Origin of the sequence: Microbacterium sp. NPDC056044, assembly GCF_042267145.1 — a bacterium.
GTDB lineage: Bacteria > Actinomycetota > Actinomycetes > Actinomycetales > Microbacteriaceae > Microbacterium.
Genome location: NZ_JBHJWZ010000002.1, coordinates 650,690 through 668,818, shown reverse-complemented (window position 1 = coordinate 668,818; position 18,129 = coordinate 650,690). Strand labels below are relative to the sequence as shown.

15 protein-coding genes are annotated in these 18,129 nt (G+C 71.6%); 8 read left to right on the top strand and 7 right to left on the bottom strand.

Features of this window, described 5'->3' with window-relative positions; all coding sequences use genetic code 11:
* Positions 1-92: 92 nt before the first annotated feature.
* Both hxlB and hxlA read left to right on the top strand, forming a co-directional pair.
* Positions 93-677, top strand: coding sequence for a 6-phospho-3-hexuloisomerase (gene hxlB, locus ACFC1I_RS08100; RefSeq protein ID WP_376007761.1), 585 nt, complete (start codon positions 93-95; stop codon positions 675-677).
* A 58-nt stretch (positions 678-735) separates the two neighbouring features.
* Positions 736-1,359, top strand: coding sequence for a 3-hexulose-6-phosphate synthase (gene hxlA, locus ACFC1I_RS08095; RefSeq protein WP_376007759.1), 624 nt, complete (start codon positions 736-738; stop codon positions 1,357-1,359).
* Positions 1,360-1,552: 193 nt separating this feature from the next.
* Here hxlA and ACFC1I_RS08090 read toward each other — a convergent pair whose 3' ends face one another.
* The gene (locus ACFC1I_RS08090) at positions 1,553-2,032 is read right to left on the bottom strand and encodes an ArsR/SmtB family transcription factor (protein WP_376008035.1); all 480 of its coding nucleotides are present in this window, start codon (positions 2,030-2,032) and stop codon (positions 1,553-1,555) included.
* Between the two features lie 120 nt (positions 2,033-2,152).
* On the opposite strand from ACFC1I_RS08090, the gene ACFC1I_RS08085 reads away from it, so the two are divergent.
* The 4 genes from ACFC1I_RS08085 to ACFC1I_RS08070 all read left to right on the top strand — a co-directional run bounded on the left by ACFC1I_RS08085 (position 2,153) and on the right by ACFC1I_RS08070 (position 7,257).
* Entirely contained in the window at positions 2,153-3,613 is a 1,461-nt protein-coding gene (locus tag ACFC1I_RS08085) for an MFS transporter (RefSeq protein WP_376007757.1), read from the top strand.
* A 583-nt stretch (positions 3,614-4,196) separates the two neighbouring features.
* Positions 4,197-5,345, top strand: coding sequence for a type III polyketide synthase (locus ACFC1I_RS08080; RefSeq protein WP_376007755.1), 1,149 nt, complete (start codon positions 4,197-4,199; stop codon positions 5,343-5,345).
* A 27-nt stretch (positions 5,346-5,372) separates the two neighbouring features.
* Positions 5,373-6,077 (top strand): methyltransferase domain-containing protein, encoded by a 705-nt coding sequence (locus tag ACFC1I_RS08075; protein WP_376007753.1) that lies wholly within the window; start codon positions 5,373-5,375, stop codon positions 6,075-6,077.
* Positions 6,070-7,257 carry an FAD-dependent oxidoreductase gene (locus ACFC1I_RS08070; protein WP_376007751.1) on the top strand — a complete coding sequence of 396 codons (1,188 nt, stop codon included), beginning with the start codon at positions 6,070-6,072 and terminating at the stop codon, positions 7,255-7,257. The genes ACFC1I_RS08075 and ACFC1I_RS08070 overlap by 8 nt, the downstream gene beginning before the upstream one ends.
* A gap of 32 nt (positions 7,258-7,289) precedes the next feature.
* Here the strand turns inward: ACFC1I_RS08070 and ACFC1I_RS08065 are convergent, their stop codons facing one another.
* The gene (locus ACFC1I_RS08065; RefSeq protein ID WP_376007749.1) at positions 7,290-8,132 is read right to left on the bottom strand and encodes a UbiA family prenyltransferase; all 843 of its coding nucleotides are present in this window, start codon (positions 8,130-8,132) and stop codon (positions 7,290-7,292) included.
* A 130-nt stretch (positions 8,133-8,262) separates the two neighbouring features.
* Between ACFC1I_RS08065 and ACFC1I_RS08060 the strand changes: the two genes are divergently transcribed.
* The gene (locus ACFC1I_RS08060) at positions 8,263-8,844 is read left to right on the top strand and encodes a nitroreductase family protein (RefSeq protein ID WP_376007747.1); all 582 of its coding nucleotides are present in this window, start codon (positions 8,263-8,265) and stop codon (positions 8,842-8,844) included.
* A 221-nt stretch (positions 8,845-9,065) separates the two neighbouring features.
* Here the strand turns inward: ACFC1I_RS08060 and ACFC1I_RS08055 are convergent, their stop codons facing one another.
* Entirely contained in the window at positions 9,066-11,276 is a 2,211-nt protein-coding gene (locus ACFC1I_RS08055) for an ATP-dependent Clp protease ATP-binding subunit (RefSeq protein WP_376007745.1), read from the bottom strand.
* Positions 11,277-11,809: 533 nt separating this feature from the next.
* A complete protein-coding gene (locus ACFC1I_RS08050) occupies positions 11,810-13,480 on the bottom strand; it encodes a SulP family inorganic anion transporter (protein WP_376007743.1) in 1,671 nt (556 codons plus the stop codon).
* A gap of 215 nt (positions 13,481-13,695) precedes the next feature.
* Between ACFC1I_RS08050 and ACFC1I_RS08045 the strand changes: the two genes are divergently transcribed.
* Complete coding sequence (locus ACFC1I_RS08045) at positions 13,696-14,106, top strand: hypothetical protein (RefSeq protein ID WP_376007741.1); 411 nt, start codon at positions 13,696-13,698, stop codon at positions 14,104-14,106.
* 25 nt (positions 14,107-14,131) lie between these two features.
* Here the strand turns inward: ACFC1I_RS08045 and ACFC1I_RS08040 are convergent, their stop codons facing one another.
* The 3 genes from ACFC1I_RS08040 to ACFC1I_RS08030 form a co-directional block, all read right to left on the bottom strand.
* Entirely contained in the window at positions 14,132-15,154 is a 1,023-nt protein-coding gene (locus ACFC1I_RS08040) for a GlxA family transcriptional regulator (protein ID WP_376007739.1), read from the bottom strand.
* Between the two features lie 269 nt (positions 15,155-15,423).
* Complete coding sequence (locus tag ACFC1I_RS08035; protein WP_376007737.1) at positions 15,424-16,824, bottom strand: glycosyltransferase; 1,401 nt, start codon at positions 16,822-16,824, stop codon at positions 15,424-15,426.
* A gap of 6 nt (positions 16,825-16,830) precedes the next feature.
* On the bottom strand, positions 16,831-18,045 hold the full coding sequence (locus ACFC1I_RS08030) for a glycosyltransferase (protein ID WP_376007735.1): 1,215 nt from the start codon (positions 18,043-18,045) through the stop codon (positions 16,831-16,833).
* Positions 18,046-18,129: the final 84 nt, after the last annotated feature.

Genomic DNA, 18,129 nt, shown 5'->3' with positions numbered 1-18,129 from the left:
CACCTATCCTACGAGCACCCCTCCTTTCGGGTAGTCAGGGCCGTTCGCGGGGAGGAACGCACGCCCACGACGCGAGGGCGACGCTGGAGGGCATGCCCAGCACCACCGCCACCATCTCGCCCGCCGCGGCGATCTCGCTCGTCGCCAACGAGGCGCTGCGGGCGGCCGAGCGCGCGGCGGTCTCGAGCTCCGAGCAGCTCGATGCCCTCGCCGATCTGCTCCTGGACGCCCGCCGTGTGTTCGTCGGCGCCGCCGGGCGCTCCGGCATCGCACTGCGCATGACGGCGATGCGCCTGACGCACCTCGGCCTCGAGGTGCACGTCGTCGGCGACGTCACCACCCCGGCGATCGGCCCGGCCGACGTGCTGCTCACCGCGAGCGGCTCGGGCACGACCGAGTCGGTCGTGCGCACCGCGCAGAAGGCCGCCGCCGCGGGCGCCCGCATCGGCGCGATCACGACCGCTATCGCCTCGCCGCTCGCGGACCTCGCCGATGTGGTCGTCGTCGTGCCCGCCGCGCAGAAGCTCGACCGCACCGCGGCCGCCTCCGACCAGTACGCCGGGGGCCTCTTCGAGCAGGTCGTCGTGCTCCTCGGCGACGGCCTGTTCCACGCGCTGTGGCAGCGCCAGGGCTCGAGCGCGGACGACCTCTGGCCCCGCCACTCGAATCTCGAGTGACCTCCGACCCTCGTCGCCGGCCTGGCGGCAGCATCCACCCCCTACTGAATGGAGCACCATGAAGCTGCAGTTCGCGATCGACACCCTGACCACCGAGAAGGCCCTCGAGCTCGCCGCCGCCGCGGCCGCGCACGTCGACATTCTCGAGTTCGGCACCCCGCTCATCAAGAGCGAGGGCCTCGCCGCCGTCACGGCGCTCAAGGCCGCGCACCCCGACAAGGTCATCTTCGCGGACCTCAAGACGATGGATGCCGGTGAGCTCGAGGCCGACATCGCCTTCGGCGCCGGCGCCGACTTGGTGACGGTGCTCGGCTCGGCCGACGACAGCACCATCGCGGGCGCCGTCAAGGCGGCGCAGAAGCACGGCAAGGGCATCGTCGTCGACCTGATCGGCGTGGCCGACAAGCCCGCCCGGGCGAAGGAGGTCGTCGCGCTCGGCGCCGAGTTCGTCGAGGTGCACGCGGGCCTCGACGAGCAGGCACAGGAGGGCTACTCGCTCGACTCGCTGCTGCGTGCCGGCGAGGCCTCGGGCGTGCCGTTCTCGATCGCGGGCGGCGTGAACGCGTCGACGATCGGTGCGGTCCGCGACGCCGGCGCACGCATCGCCGTCGTGGGCGGCGCGCTCTACGGTGCGCCGGACGTCACGGCTGCCGCCGCCGAGCTGCGCGCGGCCATCGGCTGACAGGCATCACGCGACGAGGTCGCGGTTCGGGAAGACGCCGGTTCGGTGTTGCTCCCGGGCCGCGATCTTCGCGTTTTGGGGCCAGGAGGCGGTATCCGGCGTCTTCGGCCGGCGGGTCGTCGGGTGCTCAGTCCTTGCTTCAGCGGGCGGGTCGTCGGGCGCTCAGCCGCTTCGACGGCCGGGCCCTCGGCCCTTAGCCCCTCGCTTCGGCCGGCGGATTGACGTCGGGATGGAGGGTGCTGAAGAACGAGTACGTCTCGCCGTCGGGGTCGGGCCCCCGCTCCTTGAACTCGTTGACGAGCTCGTACAGCCGTTGCCGGAACTCTTCCCGATGCGCGGGCGTGAGCTTCAGCCCCATCCAGGTCGTGTCGAGGTCCTCGGGGTCGACGCCCTCGATCTGCTGCAGGAACGTCTCGATCAGCACCGGCGATCCACCCGGCATCGAGGTGCGCCACGAGAGCCCGGTCGCCCGGTACGGCACCTCGCGCGCGCCCTGGGCGCCGGTGCGGTCCTCCTCGGCGGCGAGGTAGCCGGTCTGCACGAGAGTGCGCACGTGGTGCAGCATCGTGCCGGGATTCAGTCCGAGCAGCTCGGCCAGCTCCTTGTTGGTGCGCGACTCGAACGCGCACAGCCGCAGCACCCGCAGGCGCAGCGGCGAGCTGAGCGCGCGCATCCGCGCCTCCGCCTCGGGATCCCCCCGGCGAAGCTCGATCCGGTCTTCGTGATCGTCCCCCACGGGGCCAGGCTACAAGACTGATTGACAGTTCTCAATCAGTGGCGCACACTGATTGGCATGTCTCAATCAGACGAGCTGCCGGTGGCCGCGGACGAGCGCGCCGCCGACGACACCGCCACGGGCGATCTCGCCGCCGAGGCTCTCGCAGAGGGTCGGGCCGAGGCATCCATTCTCACGTCCCGCGCGGGTGCCGACGAGGCGATCGAAGCGGATCAGGATGCTGCGGCCCCGCCGACATCCGCGGCGCCGGCGCCGAAGGGCTCGCTGTGGCGCGAACGCAACTTCATGACGCTCTGGACCGGTCAGGCGCTCAGTCAGTTCGGCGCGCAGATCACCGAGCTCGCGATCCCCGTGCTCGCCGTGTTGACGCTGAACGCGACGGAGTGGGAAGTCGGCGTGCTCAACGCCGCGCAGGTCGCGGCGTTCCTGATCGTCGGGCTCCCGGCCGGCGCGTGGATCGACCGCATGCGCAAGCGGCACGTCATGATCGTCGCCGACGCGGTGCGCGCGATCGCCCTGGCGGCGCTCCCGGTCCTCGCGCTGCTGGGCATGCTGCAGATCTGGCACATGATCGCCGTGGCCCTCATCATGGGCGTCGCGACGGTGTTCTTCGATGTGTCGAACCAGAGCATCGTGCCGTCGCTCGTGCGCTCGAACCAGATCGCCGAGGCGAACGGCAAGCTGCAGTCCACCGAGCAGCTCGCCGGTCTCGCCGGCCCGGCGGTGGGCGGGTGGCTGCTCGGCGTGCTCGCCGCGCCGCTCGCGATCCTGATCACGGTCGGCACCTACATCGCCTCGTTCGTGGCGCTGCTGTTCACCCGCGACCACGAGACGCTCCGGGCGCCGGAGGACCACAAGCCGCTCGCCCACGAGATCGGCGAGGGGCTGCGGTGGGTGTTCGGCAACCCGCTGCTGCGGCGGATCGTGCTGACGACCGGCACCGCGAACTTCTTCGGCACGATCGCGATGACACTGCTGCCGATCTTCGCGTTGCGCGAACTGGGCCTCACCCCGCAGATGCTGGGCATCGTGTTCTCGCTCTCGGCGGTCGGCGGCCTGCTCGGCGCGATGATGACCCCGCGCATCGTCGCGCGGATCGGCGAGGCCCGCGCCATCCCGATCAGCGCGATCGCGTTTTCGGTGGTCCCCTTCTTCCTGCCGGCGATCTCGCTGGCCCCCGCGCTCGCGTTCCCGCTCCTCGTGATCCAGTTCTTCCTGGCGAGCTTCACCGTACTGCTCTACAACATCACGCAGGTCACCTTCCGCCAGCGGATCACGCCGCCACGGCTCCTGGGTCGCATGAACGCCTCCGTGCGCTTCGTGGTGTGGGGCGTCATGCCCATCGCCGCGCTGCTCGCCGGTGCACTCGGCACCTGGATCGGCACGGTGCCGACGATCTGGATCGGGGCGTTCGGCGAGCTCTTCGCGTGCCTGTTCGTTGTCATCGGCCCGTTCTGGCGCATGCGGGAGCTCCCCGACGCCCACGCCGACCACGCCGACCCGAAGCCCGCCGGCTGACAGGCTCGGATACCTCGGCCCGCCGCGCAGGGTGCGGGCCGAGGCATCCGTCCCCCGCGCCTCGGCTTCCGGTTCCGGTTCCGCGAGACCGGGGACACTCGCCGAGACCCAGGACCACACCCCCGGTCTCGACCGAAACACCCGGGCTCGACGAGACAACGCCGGAACCGCAGCATCCACCCCGCCCCCTCCCCCATCCGCGAGACCGGGGACACTCGCCGAAACCGGGGAAGCCGCCCTCGGTCTCGGCCGAAACACCCGGGCTCGACGAGACAACGCCGGACCGCAGCATCCACCCCGCCCCCTCCCCCATCCGCGAGACCGGGGACACGCGCCGAGCCCCAGGACCACACCCCCGGTCTCGACCGAAACACCCGGGCTCGACGAAACAACGCCGGGCGCAGCATCCACCCCGCCCCCTCCCCATCCGCGAGACCGGGGACACTCGCCGAGACCCAGGACCACACCCCCGGTCTCGGCCGAAACACCCGGGATCGACGAAACAACGCCGGGGGCGGTACTCGACCTGCGAGATTCCGGCAAGGTCGTGCCCTTCCGGGCGCGGGCGTGCTTAGGTTGCTCCATGACGGCCCGCATCGTCTCGATCGGCACAGCTGTTCCGCCCACCCGCATCGCGCAGGAGGTCGCGCGCGACATCTTCGCGGCGCAGGAAGGGGCCGACCGACTCACCAGGCGCCGCATCCAAGCGGTGTTCGACGCATCGGCGATCGCAGAGCGCCACACCGTGCTGTCGGAGTTCGTCACCGGCCCGACGTCCGTCCGTGCGGCATTCGTCGACGCCGAGGGCCGGCTCCTCTCCCCCGCGACCGGCGCGCGCAACGAGCGCTACATCGCCGCCGCACCGGAACTCACGGCCGCCGCCGCACGCGCCGCGCTGGCCGACGGCGGAATCGATCCCTCCGCAATCACGCACGTCGTGACCGTGTCGTGCACCGGCCTCTTCGCGCCCGGCCCGGACTACCGCCTCGTACGCGACCTCGGGCTGCGCCCCACGGTCGAGCGCTGCCACCTCGGCTTCATCGGGTGCGCGGCGGCCCTGCCCGCACTGCGCGTCGCTTCGGCGTTGACGGCGTCGAGGCCGGATGCGGTCGTGCTCGTCGTGTGCACCGAGCTCTGCACGCTGCATCTTCGGCCCTCGAACGATCCGCAGCAGATCGTCGCCTCGTCCGTCTTCGCCGACGGCGCGGCGGCCGCGATCATCACCGCCGACCCCGCCGCCGGATTCCCCGGCGGACTCGACCTCGACCGGTTCGGCACGACCCTCACCGACGAGGGCGAGACCGACATGGTGTGGACGATCGGCGACAACGGCTTCGAGATGATCCTCTCGGCCGAGGTGCCGCGCATCATCGGCCGCGAGATCCAGGGCGCGGTGGGCCGCTTCCTCGGCGACGACGCGGCTCCCGAGGTGTGGGCGGTGCATCCCGGCGGGCGCAGCGTGCTCGACCGCGTCGAGGCGGCGCTCGATCTGCCGCCCGACGCCCTCGCGGTGTCGCGCGCGGTGCTGCGCGACTTCGGCAACATGTCGAGCGCGACGATCCTGTTCATCCTCGCGTCGCTGCTGCGCGACGACGCGGTGCCCGATGGGGCGCGCGTCGCCGGGCTGGCCTTCGGCCCCGGACTCACGGTCGAGTCGGCGCTCATGACCCGGCGTCGCCCCGCGGTCGCGACCGCAGACGACGTCGCCCTCGCGCTGGCGGCGTCCGCGTGAGGGCGGCGGTATGAGGGCGGTACCCGCATGAGCCTCGCCGTCCGCGACGACCGGCTCGCCGAGCTCATGGACGACCCCTCGTGCGACCCGGAACTCCTGCGCGCCACGCTGGTGCGATTCGGCACGGTCAACCGGCTCGTGTCGGGCTGGGGCGTCGTCTACCGCACGCGGCTGCGCCCCCACCTGGCGGCGCTGGGCAGGCCGGCGCACGTCCTCGACATCGGGTCCGGCGGCGGCGACCTCGTATCCCGCCTCGCCGCGGCCGCCCGCAGCGACGGGTTCGAGGTCACCTGGACCGGCATCGACCCCGACCCTCGCGCGCACGAGGTCGCCGAGGCGCGCCCACCGATCCCCGGGGCGAGCTTCCGGAGAGCGGATGCTGCGACCCTGGTCGCAGAGGGGCGCACGTACGACGCGGTGCTGTCGAACCACGTGCTCCACCACCTCGGCGACGACCTCCCCGAGTTCGCCGCCGAGTCCCTCGCGCTCTCGCGCGGCATCGTGCTGCACAGCGACATCGCGCGCTCGCGCCTCGCGTACGGGCTCTATGCCGTCGCGGTCACGCCGTTCGCGCGCGGCACGTTCCTGCGCACCGACGGGCTCCGGTCGATCCGCCGCAGCTACACGCGCGCCGAGCTCGCGGCTGCACTCGACGGCAATGGCCGCGGGACCTGGTCGGTGGAACACCCGGTGCCCTTCCGCCTCGTCGCCGTCGGCCGCGGTCATGCGTGAGGTCACCGTCGTCGGCGCGGGGCCGGTCGGCATGCTGCTGGCCGGAGAGCTCGCGCGCCGCGGCGTCGACGTCGAACTCCTCGAGCGACGGCCCGCGGTCGGCGACGGCACCCGGGCCATCGGCATCCACTCCCCCGTCCTGGCCGCCCTCGAATCGTCCGGCCTCACCGACCGTCTCCTCGCCGAAGCGGTGCGCGTACGACGCGGCGAGGCCCGCTCGCGAGGCCGCCTGCTCGGGACCGTCCACTTCGACGTGCTGACTGCGCGCTTCCCCTTCGTCGCGACCCTGCCGCAGTCGGCCACCGAGGCCGTCCTCGGGACCGCGGCGCCCGAGCCGCTGCGCGGCGCCTACGTGCTCGCGGTGATCCCTCGGCGGGACTCGGTCGTGGTGCGCGCCGGCCTCCTCGGCCGCCCCGTCGAGTCCGAGAGCCGCATCGTCGTCGTCGCGGGCGGGGGCGCAGCGCGCGACCTCGTCTACCGTCCGGGTGCGGTGCCGGCCCGCGAGTACCGCGACCGGTATCTGATGACGGATGCTGCCGCCCACGCCGACGCGGAACTCGCTGTGATCCACCTCGATCCCGACGGCGTGCTCGAGTCCTTCCCGTTGCCCGGCGGGCGTCGGCGGTTCGTCGCCTGGGATCCGCCGGGCGCCGACGTGGACGAACCCCGCGCGGGCGACGACCCCGAGGCGCACGCGGTGCGCGCCGCGACCGTGGCCGAGGCCCGCGTGCAGCGGCTGCGCGAAGCGCTCGCCCGCCGCGGCGAAGGGCCGGCGGCCGACGCGGTGTCGACCGCGACCTCGTTCGGCGTCCGCCGTGTCGTCGCACCCCGTCTTCGCCACGGCCGGGTGTTCGCGATCGGAGACACCGCCCACGAGGTCAGCCCGATCGGCGGCCAGGGCATGAACCTCGGCCTGCTCGACGCGGTCACGCTGGCGCCGCTCCTCGCGTCCTGGGTGCGCACCGGCCGCGCGCCCGACACCGGTCTCCTCAGGTGGGAGGCGCGCCGGGTCCAGTCGGCGCGGCGCGCAGCGGCGCTGGCGAGCGTGAACACGGCCCTCGGCCGCGCGAGCGGTCGCGGCGACGCGCTGCGGCGCACGGCCGTGCGCGCGATGCTCACCGGCCCGTCGGCCCGCCTGTTCGCGCGCGCCTACTCCATGGGCTTCGACGTCGACGCCTGATCCGGCCAGTCCGCCCCGCGACCGAACCGGCGTCAGGCGACGAAGGCGCTGCCCGACGCCACCAGCTGCGCCGCGAGGAGGAGCGCCGCGAGCATCACGAGGCGGAACAGCGCCCGCGTCGGGGGCCGCGAGACCGCACGCCACGCCGTCACCGCGGCCACCAGCACGACGGCGGCGAAGAAGACCCACGACACCGGTGACACCGCCGAGAGGTCGCCGCCCGCGGCGCCGAGCAGCACCGCGAGCGCGCCGCCCACGACGGCGAGCGCCGCCACGATCGCCGCCGCCCGCGGCCCCATCCGGTGCGGAAGGCCGCGCACCCCGGTGCGCGCGTCGTCGTCAAGGTCGGGCAGCACGTTCGTGAGGTGCACGGCGGCGCCGAGCGAAGCGCCCGCGACCCACGCCCACCACGCGGCGAACGAGGGATCGGGCGCCGAGAGCGTCGCCAGGGACGGGAAGATCCCGAAGCTCACGAGGAACGGCACGATCGACCACGCCGTGGACTTCAGCCCCGCGTTGTAGGCCCACGCCGAACCGAGCGCCAGGGCGTGGGCTGCCAGCATCCGCCATCCCAACGGCGCCGAGAGCACCAGGGCGAGAGCCAGGAGCCCGAGCGCCGCGAACCAGGCGACCCGCACCGACACATCCCCGCGCGCGATCGGCTTGTCGGCGCGCCCCACCGCCCGGTCTCGCGCGACGTCGAGGGCGTCGTTCGAGATGCCGACCGACAGCTGCCCGGCGAAGACCGACACCGTCAGCAGCGCCAGTCGCCACAGCTCGAGCCCGGTCGCGATGCCCAGGGCGAGCGCGAGCGCGGTCACGACGAGCGTCGGCCCGGGGTGCGAAGACCCCCACAGAGCACGGACGGTGCGCACGGCTCGATGCTCTCACGGGACACTCGGCGACACGGGAGGACAGAGAGGGAATGTTCCCAGGTCCATGTCGTTGCATGGATCTGGGCCGACGGGGTCCCGGCAGAAATCGCTCGACCCCAGAGGAGCAGCCATGTCCACTCTCACCGCCCGCACCGCCGAGACGCACGCGCCGATCCTCGACGTCCTCGCCGAGCGCTGGAGCACCCGCATCTTCGACCGCGACGCCGTCATCGACGAGGCCGCCCTCGCGAGTGCGCTCGAAGCCGCCCGATGGACCCCGACCGCCGCCAACACCCAGGCCTGGCGCGTCATCGTGGCGCGCCGCGGGTCGGCCGCGCACGCGACCGTGCTCGCGTCGCTCGCAGGGTTCAACAGCGCATGGGCGGGCGACGCCGCCGCACTCATCGTGTTCGTCGCCGAGACCACGCGCGACGGCGAGCCCATGCGCTGGGCCCAGTACGACACCGGCCAGGTCGCCGCGCACTTCACTGTGCAGGCCCACGCGAACGGCCTGTCGACGCATCAGATGGGCGGCTTCGATCGCGACGCCATCTCCGCCGGCTTCGCTCTCAGCACCGACTTCACCCCGGTCACTGTCATGGCGATCGGTGAGCTCGGCGACATCCGCCTCGCCTCCGACGAGCTGCAGGCCCGCGAGAACGCCCCGCGCGTGCGCCGCCCCGTCGCCGACTCGGTGCTCGTGAACGACTGATCCACCCCGGATCCGGATGACGGATGCCTCGACCCGCCGCCGCGGGCCGAGGCATCCGTCCCTCCGTCCATCCGTGCTCGACGTCGGGTTCGGGGCACGGCATCCGTCTCATCCGCGCTCGCTGTGCGGATGCACGGGTTCGTCACACCGATACGCCGGTGACGGATGCCGAACCCCGGCGTGTCGGACGACGGACCCGTGTTTCGGCGACTCGGACGGGGTTACTCGTCGAGGAGCTCGGCCTCGATCACGTCGTCGTCGCCCTTCGCCGCGGGCTCGGCCGCGGCCGGCCCGTCGCTCGTCAGCACCAGGGACGAGCCGTCGGCCGCGACATCCACCCGCACCACATCGCCGTCGCGCACGCCGCCCGAGAGCAGCGCCATCGCGAGGCGGTCCTGGATCTCGGACTGGATGAGGCGGCGCAGCGGCCGCGCCCCGAACACGGGGTCGTAGCCGCGCTCGGCGAGCCAGGCCCGGGCGTCGGGCGTCACCGCCAACGACAGCCGACGATCACGCAGGCGTCGCTGCAGGGCGAACACCGCAAGCTCGACGATCTGGGCGAGGTCGTCCTGGCTGAGCGCGGCGAACATCACGATGTCGTCGAGCCGGTTGAGGAACTCGGGCTTGAACGCCTGCCGCACGATCGCCATGACGGCGTCGCGCTTCTCGTCGGTCGACAGCATCGGGTCGATGAGGATCGGCGAGCCGATGTTCGACGTCAGGATGAGGATGACGTTCGTGAAGTCGACCGTGCGACCCTGGCCATCGGTGAGCCTGCCGTCGTCCATCACCTGCAGCAGCACGTCGAACACCTCGGGGTGCGCCTTCTCGACCTCGTCGAGCAGCACCACCGAGTACGGGCGCCGGCGCACGGCCTCGGTGAGCTGGCCGCCCTGCTCGTACCCGACGTACCCGGGAGGGGCGCCGACCAGGCGCGAGACCGAGTGCTTCTCGCCGTACTCCGACATGTCGATGCGCACCATGGCGTGCTCGTCGTCGAAGAGGAACTCGGCGAGCGCCTTGGCGAGCTCGGTCTTGCCGACACCGGTGGGGCCGAGGAAGAGGAACGAACCCGTCGGGCGTCCCGGGTCGCTGATGCCCGCACGCGAGCGGCGCACGGCATCCGACACGGCCTTCACGGCGTCCTTCTGCCCGATCAGGCGCCTGCCCAGCTCGGACTCGAGGTGCAGCAGCTTCTCGGTCTCGCCCTGCATCAGCCGGCCGACGGGGATACCGGTCCACGCCGCGATGACGGCGGCGATGTCTTCGTCGGTGACCTGGTCGTTGACCATGCGGTCGCCGGCCGGCTCCTCGCGCTCGGCCACGACCAACTCGCGCTCGAGGGAGGGGATCTCGGCGTACAGCAGGCGCGACGCCTTCTCGAGGTTGCCCTCGCGCTGCGCGCGCTCGGCCTCCATGCGGGCGGCGTCGAGCTTCGTCTTGAGGTCGCCGACGCGGTTGAGCGACGCACGCTCGCGCTCCCACCGGCCCTGCAGCTCCGCGAGCCGCGCCTGCTCGCCCGCGAGCGTCTCGCGCAGCGCGGCGAGGCGCTCCTTCGAGGCGTCGTCCTTCTCCTTCTTGAGCGCGAGCTCTTCGAGCTTGAGGCGGTCGACGTGGCGACGCAGCTCGTCGATCTCGAGCGGCGCGGAGTCGATCTCCATCCGCAGCCGCGAGGCGGCCTCGTCGATCAGGTCGATCGCCTTGTCGGGCAGCTGGCGCGAGGGAATGTAGCGATGGCTGAGGGATGCTGCGGCCACGAGCGCTGCGTCGGCGATGGCCACCTTGTGGTGGGCCTCGTACCGCTCCTTGAGTCCGCGCAGAATCGCGACAGTGTCTTCGACGCTGGGCTCGCCGACATAGACCTGCTGGAAGCGACGCTCGAGCGCAGCATCCTTCTCGATGAACTCCCGGTACTCGTTGAGCGTCGTGGCTCCGATGAGGCGGAGCTCGCCGCGCGCGAGCATCGGCTTCAGCATGTTGGATGCCGCGACCGACCCCTCCCCGCCGCCCGCGCCCATGAGCACGTGCAGCTCGTCGATGAACGTGATGATGCGGCCGTCGGACTCGGTGATCTCCTTGAGCACGCTCTTCAGGCGCTCTTCGAACTGGCCGCGGTACATCGCGCCGGCGACGAGCGCCGAGATGTCGAGGGTGACGAGCTCCTTGTTCTTGAGCGACTCGGCGACGTCGCCCGCGACGATGCGCTGAGCGAGGCCCTCGACGACGGCGGTCTTGCCGACACCGGGCTCGCCGATGAGGACGGGGTTGTTCTTCGTGCGGCGGGTCAGCACCTGGCTGACGCGGCGGATCTCGCTGTCGCGCCCGATGACGGGGTCGAGCTTGCCCTGCCGGGCACGGTCGGTGAGGTTGATGCCGAACTGCTCGAGGGCGCTCTGCGCGTCCTCCTGTCCGGGGTTCTGTGTGGCGTTCATATGTCTCCTGAAATCTTCGCGGCAAAGTTGAGCCGTGCTGACTCAAGTTTAGCAAGGTGAGAGGCGCCTCGGCAAGGACGACGCCGCCGGCGCCCGCTCGCCGTCGTGCACAACCGCGGATCCGCAGGAGCGGATCACGACGGCGACACGCCGGTTCGAGGCATCCATTCGCGGCGTGCCGCCCTGCGGCTCCGCACCTGCGGATCCGATTCTGTGTCGGGAAGACGAATGGATGCTGCAGCCGACGCCTGCGGATCCGATTCCGTGTCGGGAGGACGAATGGATGCTGCAGCCGACGCCTCCGGATCCGATCTTGTGGCGGCGCGGGGAAGGGATGCTGCCGCCGGCTCCCGCGCGACCTCGTACACAACCGCGGATCCGCAGGAGCGGATCGCGACGGCGACACGCCGGTTCGAGGCATCCATTCGCGGCGTGCCGCCCCGCCGCTCCGCACCTGCGGATCCGATTCTGTGTCAGGAGGACGAATGGATGCCGCGGCCGACGCCTGCGGATCGGCGGGGCCGTCGGGGCCCCTAGGCGTCGTCGTCGACCTCAGCCCGCGCATCGGCGTAGGCGCGCCGCAGCCCTTCGCCCACCCACTCCGTGCCGCGGTAGACGTTGTCGGGGCCGATGTCGGCGGTGAGCCCGCCGGCGTCGAGCTGGGAGATGACGCGGTCCTCGGTGGCGACGACCTTCAGCGTCGAGTCGGCGTCGCGCAATGCGGCCGCGAACCGGCGCAGCACCTCGACGTGCGAGAGACCGATCTCGTCGGTGCCGCGGAGGCGCACGATCACGACCGCGCCGCTCGACTCGCGACTCACATCGGGCAGCTGCCGTTCGAACACCGGCGCGCTCGCGAAGAACAGGCTGCCGTAGGGCTGCAGCACGAGCACCTCCCCCGGCGGGACGACCGCGGGCGGGTCGCTCTCGCGCATGCGCCCGTCGTCCGCGAGGTGCACCGCGCGCACGCGCACGCTGTTCGACTGCTCGGCGACGTACAGGATCACGCCGAGCCCCACGCCGACCAGCACCGCGAACTGCAGCGGGATGATCAGCGTCAGACCGAAGGTGACGGCCATGATCGTCGTCGGCAACGGGCCCGACTTCATGACCGAGTACACGCGGCTGGGCTTGATCGCGCGCCACCCCACGACGATCAGCAAGCCGGCGAGCGCCGGCATCGCGACGAAGGCCACGACGTCGGCCAGCAGGAACACCACGACCGCCATCACCGCCCCGGCGACGAAGAGCGAGAGCCGCGTCTTCGCCCCCGCCTGCACGATGAGCGACGAGCCCGACATCGACCCACCGACCGGCATGCCCTGGAAGAGTCCCGAGACGACGTTGCCGAGTCCCTGCCCGAGGAAGTCGCGGTTCGCATCGGCGCGCTTGCCGTCGGCGGTCGGAATGCCGGCCGACACCGCCGCACCCTGCACGAGTCCGATGAACGTCAGCGACAGCGCCGGGATGAGCAGCGTCGGCGCGTCGGCGATGCTGGGCAGCACCGGCGCCGGCAGGCCGCGCGGCACGTCGACGATGTCGCGCAGCAGCACGACCGAGTTGGGCACCCACAGGTTCAGCAGCACCGCGCACACCGACCCCACGACCACGGCGATCACGAGGCCCATGCTGCCCACGCGGGTCGGCAGCAGCACCACGATGATGAGCACCGCGATCGCGCCGACGACGAGCGACGGGATGTTCCACTGCCCCACGTGCACGAGCACGTCGATGGTCTTGAGCAGACGGTTGGCGCCCTGCGCCTGGTAGCCGGTGAAGTTCGACAGCTGGCCGAGGATGATGTTCACGCCGATCGCGGTGACGAACCCCGTCATCACCGCCGTCGGCACGAAGCTGATGAGCCGGCCTCCTCGCAGGAGGCCCGCGATGACCATGATGATGCCGGTCAGGATCGCGAGGGTGAAGAGCCCGCGGTCGGGGTCCGGAAGCGTGTCGAGCCCGGCGTCCGACACGACCAGCGCCATCGCGCTCGTGGCCTGCACCGCCATGAACGCACTGCTCGTGAGCACCGCCGCGCCGACCATGCCGAAGAGGTAGCCGTAGAGTCCGGCGAGCGGATTGACCCCGGCGAGCAGCCCGGCCGCGAGACCGTCGGGCACCGCCTCGACGCCCAGGATCACCCCCGCGACGGCGTCCTTGCGCAGCGTCTTACGGGAGAACCACGATCTCGGATCGAACCCCACGGGTCACACGCTAGCGAAGGCCTCCCCGCCCGCGGTGGCGACGTTTTCGACGCACGGCGTCATCGCGCGTAATTCATGCGACCTGCGTGACTCCCACCTCTTCCCAGGGTTCTCCCAGGATCGCTAGTGTGACGCCTAGCGGCACGAACACCGCCCGGGCGACCGGTCGCCCGAAGCTGAACGGCCTCCCCGGCCGACACGAAGGGACCCTCGCCATGACCAACTCCGACGTCAACACCTCCGGCTGGGCAGGATGGGGCGTCTTCGCCGCCGTCGTGCTGATCGTCGCCGGCACCATCGACGCCTTCCACGGCCTGCAGGCGCTCATCGGCCCTGACACCGCCTACTTCCTCGGCCAGATCGGGCTCTTCTCGATCGACGTCCAGGGCTGGGGCTGGTGGCACCTGATCATCGGCGCCCTGCTGATCCTCGTCGGCATCTTCCTGCTCCTGGGTGCGACGTGGGCCCGCGTCGTCGCCATCATCCTGGTGGCGCTCAACGCCATCGGCCAGATCACGCTCATCTCGGTGCAGCCGTGGCTGTCGATCGCCCTCCTCGCGATCGACGTCGTCGTGATCTACGCCCTCACCGTGCACGGCAAGGACATCGACGCCAAGAAGGCCTGACCCCGCCGCAGGGCGCGAGAACGCCCTACGCCACGGGTTCGAGGACGGATGCCTCGGCCACCGCTTCGGCGGCGGTCGAGGCATCCGTCATCTCGTCCAGATGGCAGGCGAAGCGCGAGCGGTACGCGGTCGGCGTCGTGCCGAGCACACGCGCGAAGTTCTGGCGCAGCACCGCCGCCGAGCCGAACCCGCTCTCGTAGGCGATCCGGTCGAGGCCCAGGTCGGTCTTCTCGAGCAGGCGCTGGGCGTGGATGATGCGCTGGCGCGCCAGCCAGGCCGCCGGCGTCGCGCCGTAATCGGCCTTGAACCGGCGCGCGAAGGTGCGCGGCGACATGTGCGCCTTGGTCGCGAGCTGGTCGACGGTGAGGTCGAGGCGGAGGTTGTCGAGCATCCAGTCGGTGACGGGTGCGAGCGAGAGCGACGTCGTGGCGGGCAGGGGGTTCGCGATGAACTGCGCCTGGCCGCCGTCGCGCTGGGGCGGTACGACCATGCGGCGGGCGATGATGTTGGTGAGCTCGGCGCCGAGCTCCTGCCGCAGCAGGTGCAGGCACGCGTCGAGCCCGGCCGCTGTGCCGGCGCTCGTGATGATGCGGCCGTCCTGCACGTAGAGCACATCGGGGTCGACGTCGATGGACGGGTACATCTCCTTCATCTTCTGCGCGTACATCCAGTGGGTCGTCGCGCGGCGGCCGTCCAGCACGCCCGACGCGGCGATCACGAAAGAGCCGCTGCACACGCTCAGCACCCACGCGTCGCGGGCGACCGCCGCGCGGACGACGTCGAGCACGCGCTCGTCGATGCTGCCCCAGTACTGGTGCGGCACGGGGGAGACCACCACGAGGTCGGCCTCGTACGCGAACGACAGGTCGGCGTCGACGTTGATCGAGAAGCCCATCTTCGACTCGACGGCCCCGGGATCGGGCGTGACGATGCGGAAGTCGAAGTTGGGGATGCCGTCGTCGGAGCGATCGAGGCCGAACGCCTCACACGCGACGCCGAACTCGAACGGCGCGAAGCCGTCCGTGACGATGCAGGCCACCGTTTTCATGCGAACCTCCGGGCTGGCAGTTTTCGTACGATGTGTGGCCATTCTGCCACTCGTGGCAGGACAGGCGCAAGCGTAGCGTTTCTGCCATGTTCATCGTGATTGTTCTCGCAGCCCTGTCCGCGGTGGCCTTCGCATCGACGATCGCCGCCCTTCGCACCGACGGTTACCGTCGCCTCCCCACTGACCGCACCCGCCTCCCCTGACCCCACAGCGAAAGGGCAGGGCCCGCCGCTTCGCGCGGCGCGGACCTGCCCTTCTGCGTTCCCGCGTCAGGCGATGACGCGGTCGTAGACCTCGACCATCGCGGCGGTGCGCGACGACTGGCGGAAGCGCTCGCGAATGGTCGGCTCCGGCACGCGGGGGTTTCCGGCGGAGATATCGGATGCTGCGACCCGCAGCGCGTCCGCCAGTGCGGCGACCGACGGGTCGGGCGTGACGCCGTCGCCGACCGCCCAGAAGCCCGCGCCGAGCTCGGCCGCGAGGTCGGGGTCGCTGACCACCGACGGCGTGCCGAGCGACGCGGCCTCGAAGATCGTCATGCCCTGCGTCTCGAAGCCGATCGACGTCTGCACCACGGCGTCGGAGGCGGCGATGCGCCGCAGAGTCTGGGCGTACGGCATCCGTCCCGCGAAGTTCACGGTCGCACGCGGCCGGAGCTTCTCGACGAGACGCCGGGCCGCCCCGAGCTGCCCGCCGCCGCCGATCACCTCGACCTCGGCGTCGATACCCGACGCCGCAACGGCCTCGAGGAACGGCATCAGCCGCTTCTCGGGGCTCATGCGCCCGAGCCAGACGAACTTCGGCCTGCGTTCTGCTACCGGAACACGGGTCGGTCGTGGCGACACGCCGGGAACGGATGCTGCGCCCCCGCGTGTCGCGTCACCGACCCGTGTTTCGGCACGAGAGGCCGGGTCGGCGGGGTCGGCGGGGTCGGCCGGGTCGGCCGGGTCGGCGGGGTCGGCCAGGTCGGGCCGGGTATCCGGGAGGGCCGACAGCACCTCGGCGAGCACGTCGTCGTCGATGCCGTTCCAGATCACGTCGACCCCGGGGGCGGATGGAGCCGCCGCACCGGCCAGGGGCACGACGCCGTTCGCCTCGAGCCGGCGCGCGAAGTGCGTCGACGGGGCCGTGATCGCGGCGGCGTGGGCGCCGAACCGGCGGAGGTACGCCCAGCCGTCGTGTCCGCGTTCGCCCGCATCGGCGCCGCGCCCGAGCGCCCGCCGCTGCCAGGCGTTCAGCACCCGCAGCACGGTCTTCGGGAACGGCGTGGTCGCCTCGATCCCGACGTCGAGGCGGTTGTGCATCGTGTGCACGATCGGAAGGCCGTGCCGCTGGGCGAACCGCACGCCGACGAACGCGCCCCAGAAGTCGCCCTGGATGTGCACGACATCGACCGGCGGGCGGCCCGTCATCGCAGCATCCAGCCACCGATCGGAACGCCGGCCCGGCCACGACATCGAGTACTCGCGGTCCACCGTGATGGGGATCGACGGCAGGTCCACGTAGGCAGGGTCGGCGGCCGCGGCCCGCGCCCGCGAGCCGTGCATCGCCGGCGCGACCATCGTGACGGTGTGCCCGGCCTTCTCGAGGAAGCGGCGCTGCAGCCGCATCGAGACCTGCGCCCCACCGAGGGACTCGGCGTGCTGGTCGCCGAACATCACGACGTGCATGGCGGCCTACTCGGGGAGCGGCTCGTCGCGGTACAGCGCCTCGAACGTGTCGAGCGTGCGGTTCATGTCGTGCACCTTGACGCCCTCGAGCGAGCACCGCTGCATGCGCGCGCGCTCCTCCGGCGACTGCGTCAGCACCGTCGTGAGCTTGGCGGCGAGGTCGTCGACGTCGCCGGGGCGGAACAGGTACCCGTTCTCGCCGTCGTGCACGAGGTGCGGGAGCGCGACCGCGTCAGCCGCCACGATCGGCAGGCCCGAGGCCATGGCCTCCATCGTCGCGATCGACTGCAGCTCGGCGATCGAGGCGATCACGAACAGGCTCGCATTGGTGAGCAGCGACCGGATCTCCTCGTCGGTCGTGTGCCCGTGGAAGTAGACGCGGTCGCCGAGACCGAGCTCGGCGACGAGCTGCTCGAGGTTGCGGCGCTGGTCGCCCGAGCCGACGATGTCGAAGCGGACGTCGAGCACGGGGTCGAGCTTCGCGATCGCACGCAGCACGACGTCGATCTGCTTCTCGGTCGTCAGGCGGCCCACGAACACGAGGCGGTGCGCGTCGCGCGGCGTGAGGTCGGCCGTGTAGTTCGAGGCGTCGATGCCGCAGCTGACCGGGATGACGCCGTCGATGTCGATGGTGCGCTCGAGGAACTCGGCGGCCTTGCGCGTCGGCGTCGTGACGGCGCGCGTCATCTTGAAGGTGCGCTCGGCGTCCTCCCACGCGAGCTTGACCGCGTACTGCGTCCACGACGGCGGGAGCACCGTGAAGTCGAGCACGTTCTCGGCCATGACGTGGTTCGTCGCGACGACGGGGATCCCGCGCTTGCGCGCCTCGCGCGTGAGGCCGCGGCCGATCACGATGTGCGACTGGATGTGCACCACATCGGGCTGCACCTCGTCGAGCACTCGACGCGCGTAGTGCTTCGACATGAACGGCATGACGAACGTGAGCCAGTCGTGCGGGTACCAGCGCCACGACGGCAGCCGGTGCATCGTCATCGGCTTGCCCTCGATGACCTCGGTGAACGTGCCGTGGTCGCGGTGACGCTTGCTGGGCGCCATGACGTGCACCTCGTGGCCGCGGCCCACGAGGCCTGCGGCGAGACGCTCGGCGAACCGCGCGGCGCCGTTCACGTGCGGAAGGAAGGTGTCGGCGCCGATGAGGATCTTCAGCGGAGGATGACTCGCGGCGGCGGCGGTGTCGTCGGGCGTCGCAGGATCGGTCACGGGTTGGGGGCCTGTCTGTGCGGCGGGGACGCGCGGCAGCGGCTGGCGCCACGCGCCCTCCACCCTACCCGAGGGGGTTCCGCC

Coding starts and splice junctions, on each gene's coding strand:
- ACFC1I_RS08080 (WP_376007755.1), top strand. CDS start 4,197: ATGACGGCCCGCATCGTCTCGATCGGCACAGCTGTTCCGCCCACCCGC.
- ACFC1I_RS08070 (WP_376007751.1), top strand. CDS start 6,070: ATGCGTGAGGTCACCGTCGTCGGCGCGGGGCCGGTCGGCATGCTGCTG.
- ACFC1I_RS08075 (WP_376007753.1), top strand. CDS start 5,373: ATGAGCCTCGCCGTCCGCGACGACCGGCTCGCCGAGCTCATGGACGAC.
- ACFC1I_RS08060 (WP_376007747.1), top strand. CDS start 8,263: ATGTCCACTCTCACCGCCCGCACCGCCGAGACGCACGCGCCGATCCTC.
- ACFC1I_RS08090 (WP_376008035.1), bottom strand. CDS start 2,032: ATGCGCGCGCTCAGCTCGCCGCTGCGCCTGCGGGTGCTGCGGCTGTGC.
- hxlB (WP_376007761.1), top strand. CDS start 93: ATGCCCAGCACCACCGCCACCATCTCGCCCGCCGCGGCGATCTCGCTC.
- ACFC1I_RS08040 (WP_376007739.1), bottom strand. CDS start 15,154: ATGAAAACGGTGGCCTGCATCGTCACGGACGGCTTCGCGCCGTTCGAG.
- hxlA (WP_376007759.1), top strand. CDS start 736: ATGAAGCTGCAGTTCGCGATCGACACCCTGACCACCGAGAAGGCCCTC.
- ACFC1I_RS08045 (WP_376007741.1), top strand. CDS start 13,696: ATGACCAACTCCGACGTCAACACCTCCGGCTGGGCAGGATGGGGCGTC.
- ACFC1I_RS08085 (WP_376007757.1), top strand. CDS start 2,153: ATGTCTCAATCAGACGAGCTGCCGGTGGCCGCGGACGAGCGCGCCGCC.
- ACFC1I_RS08035 (WP_376007737.1), bottom strand. CDS start 16,824: ATGCACGTCGTGATGTTCGGCGACCAGCACGCCGAGTCCCTCGGTGGG.
- ACFC1I_RS08055 (WP_376007745.1), bottom strand. CDS start 11,276: ATGAACGCCACACAGAACCCCGGACAGGAGGACGCGCAGAGCGCCCTC.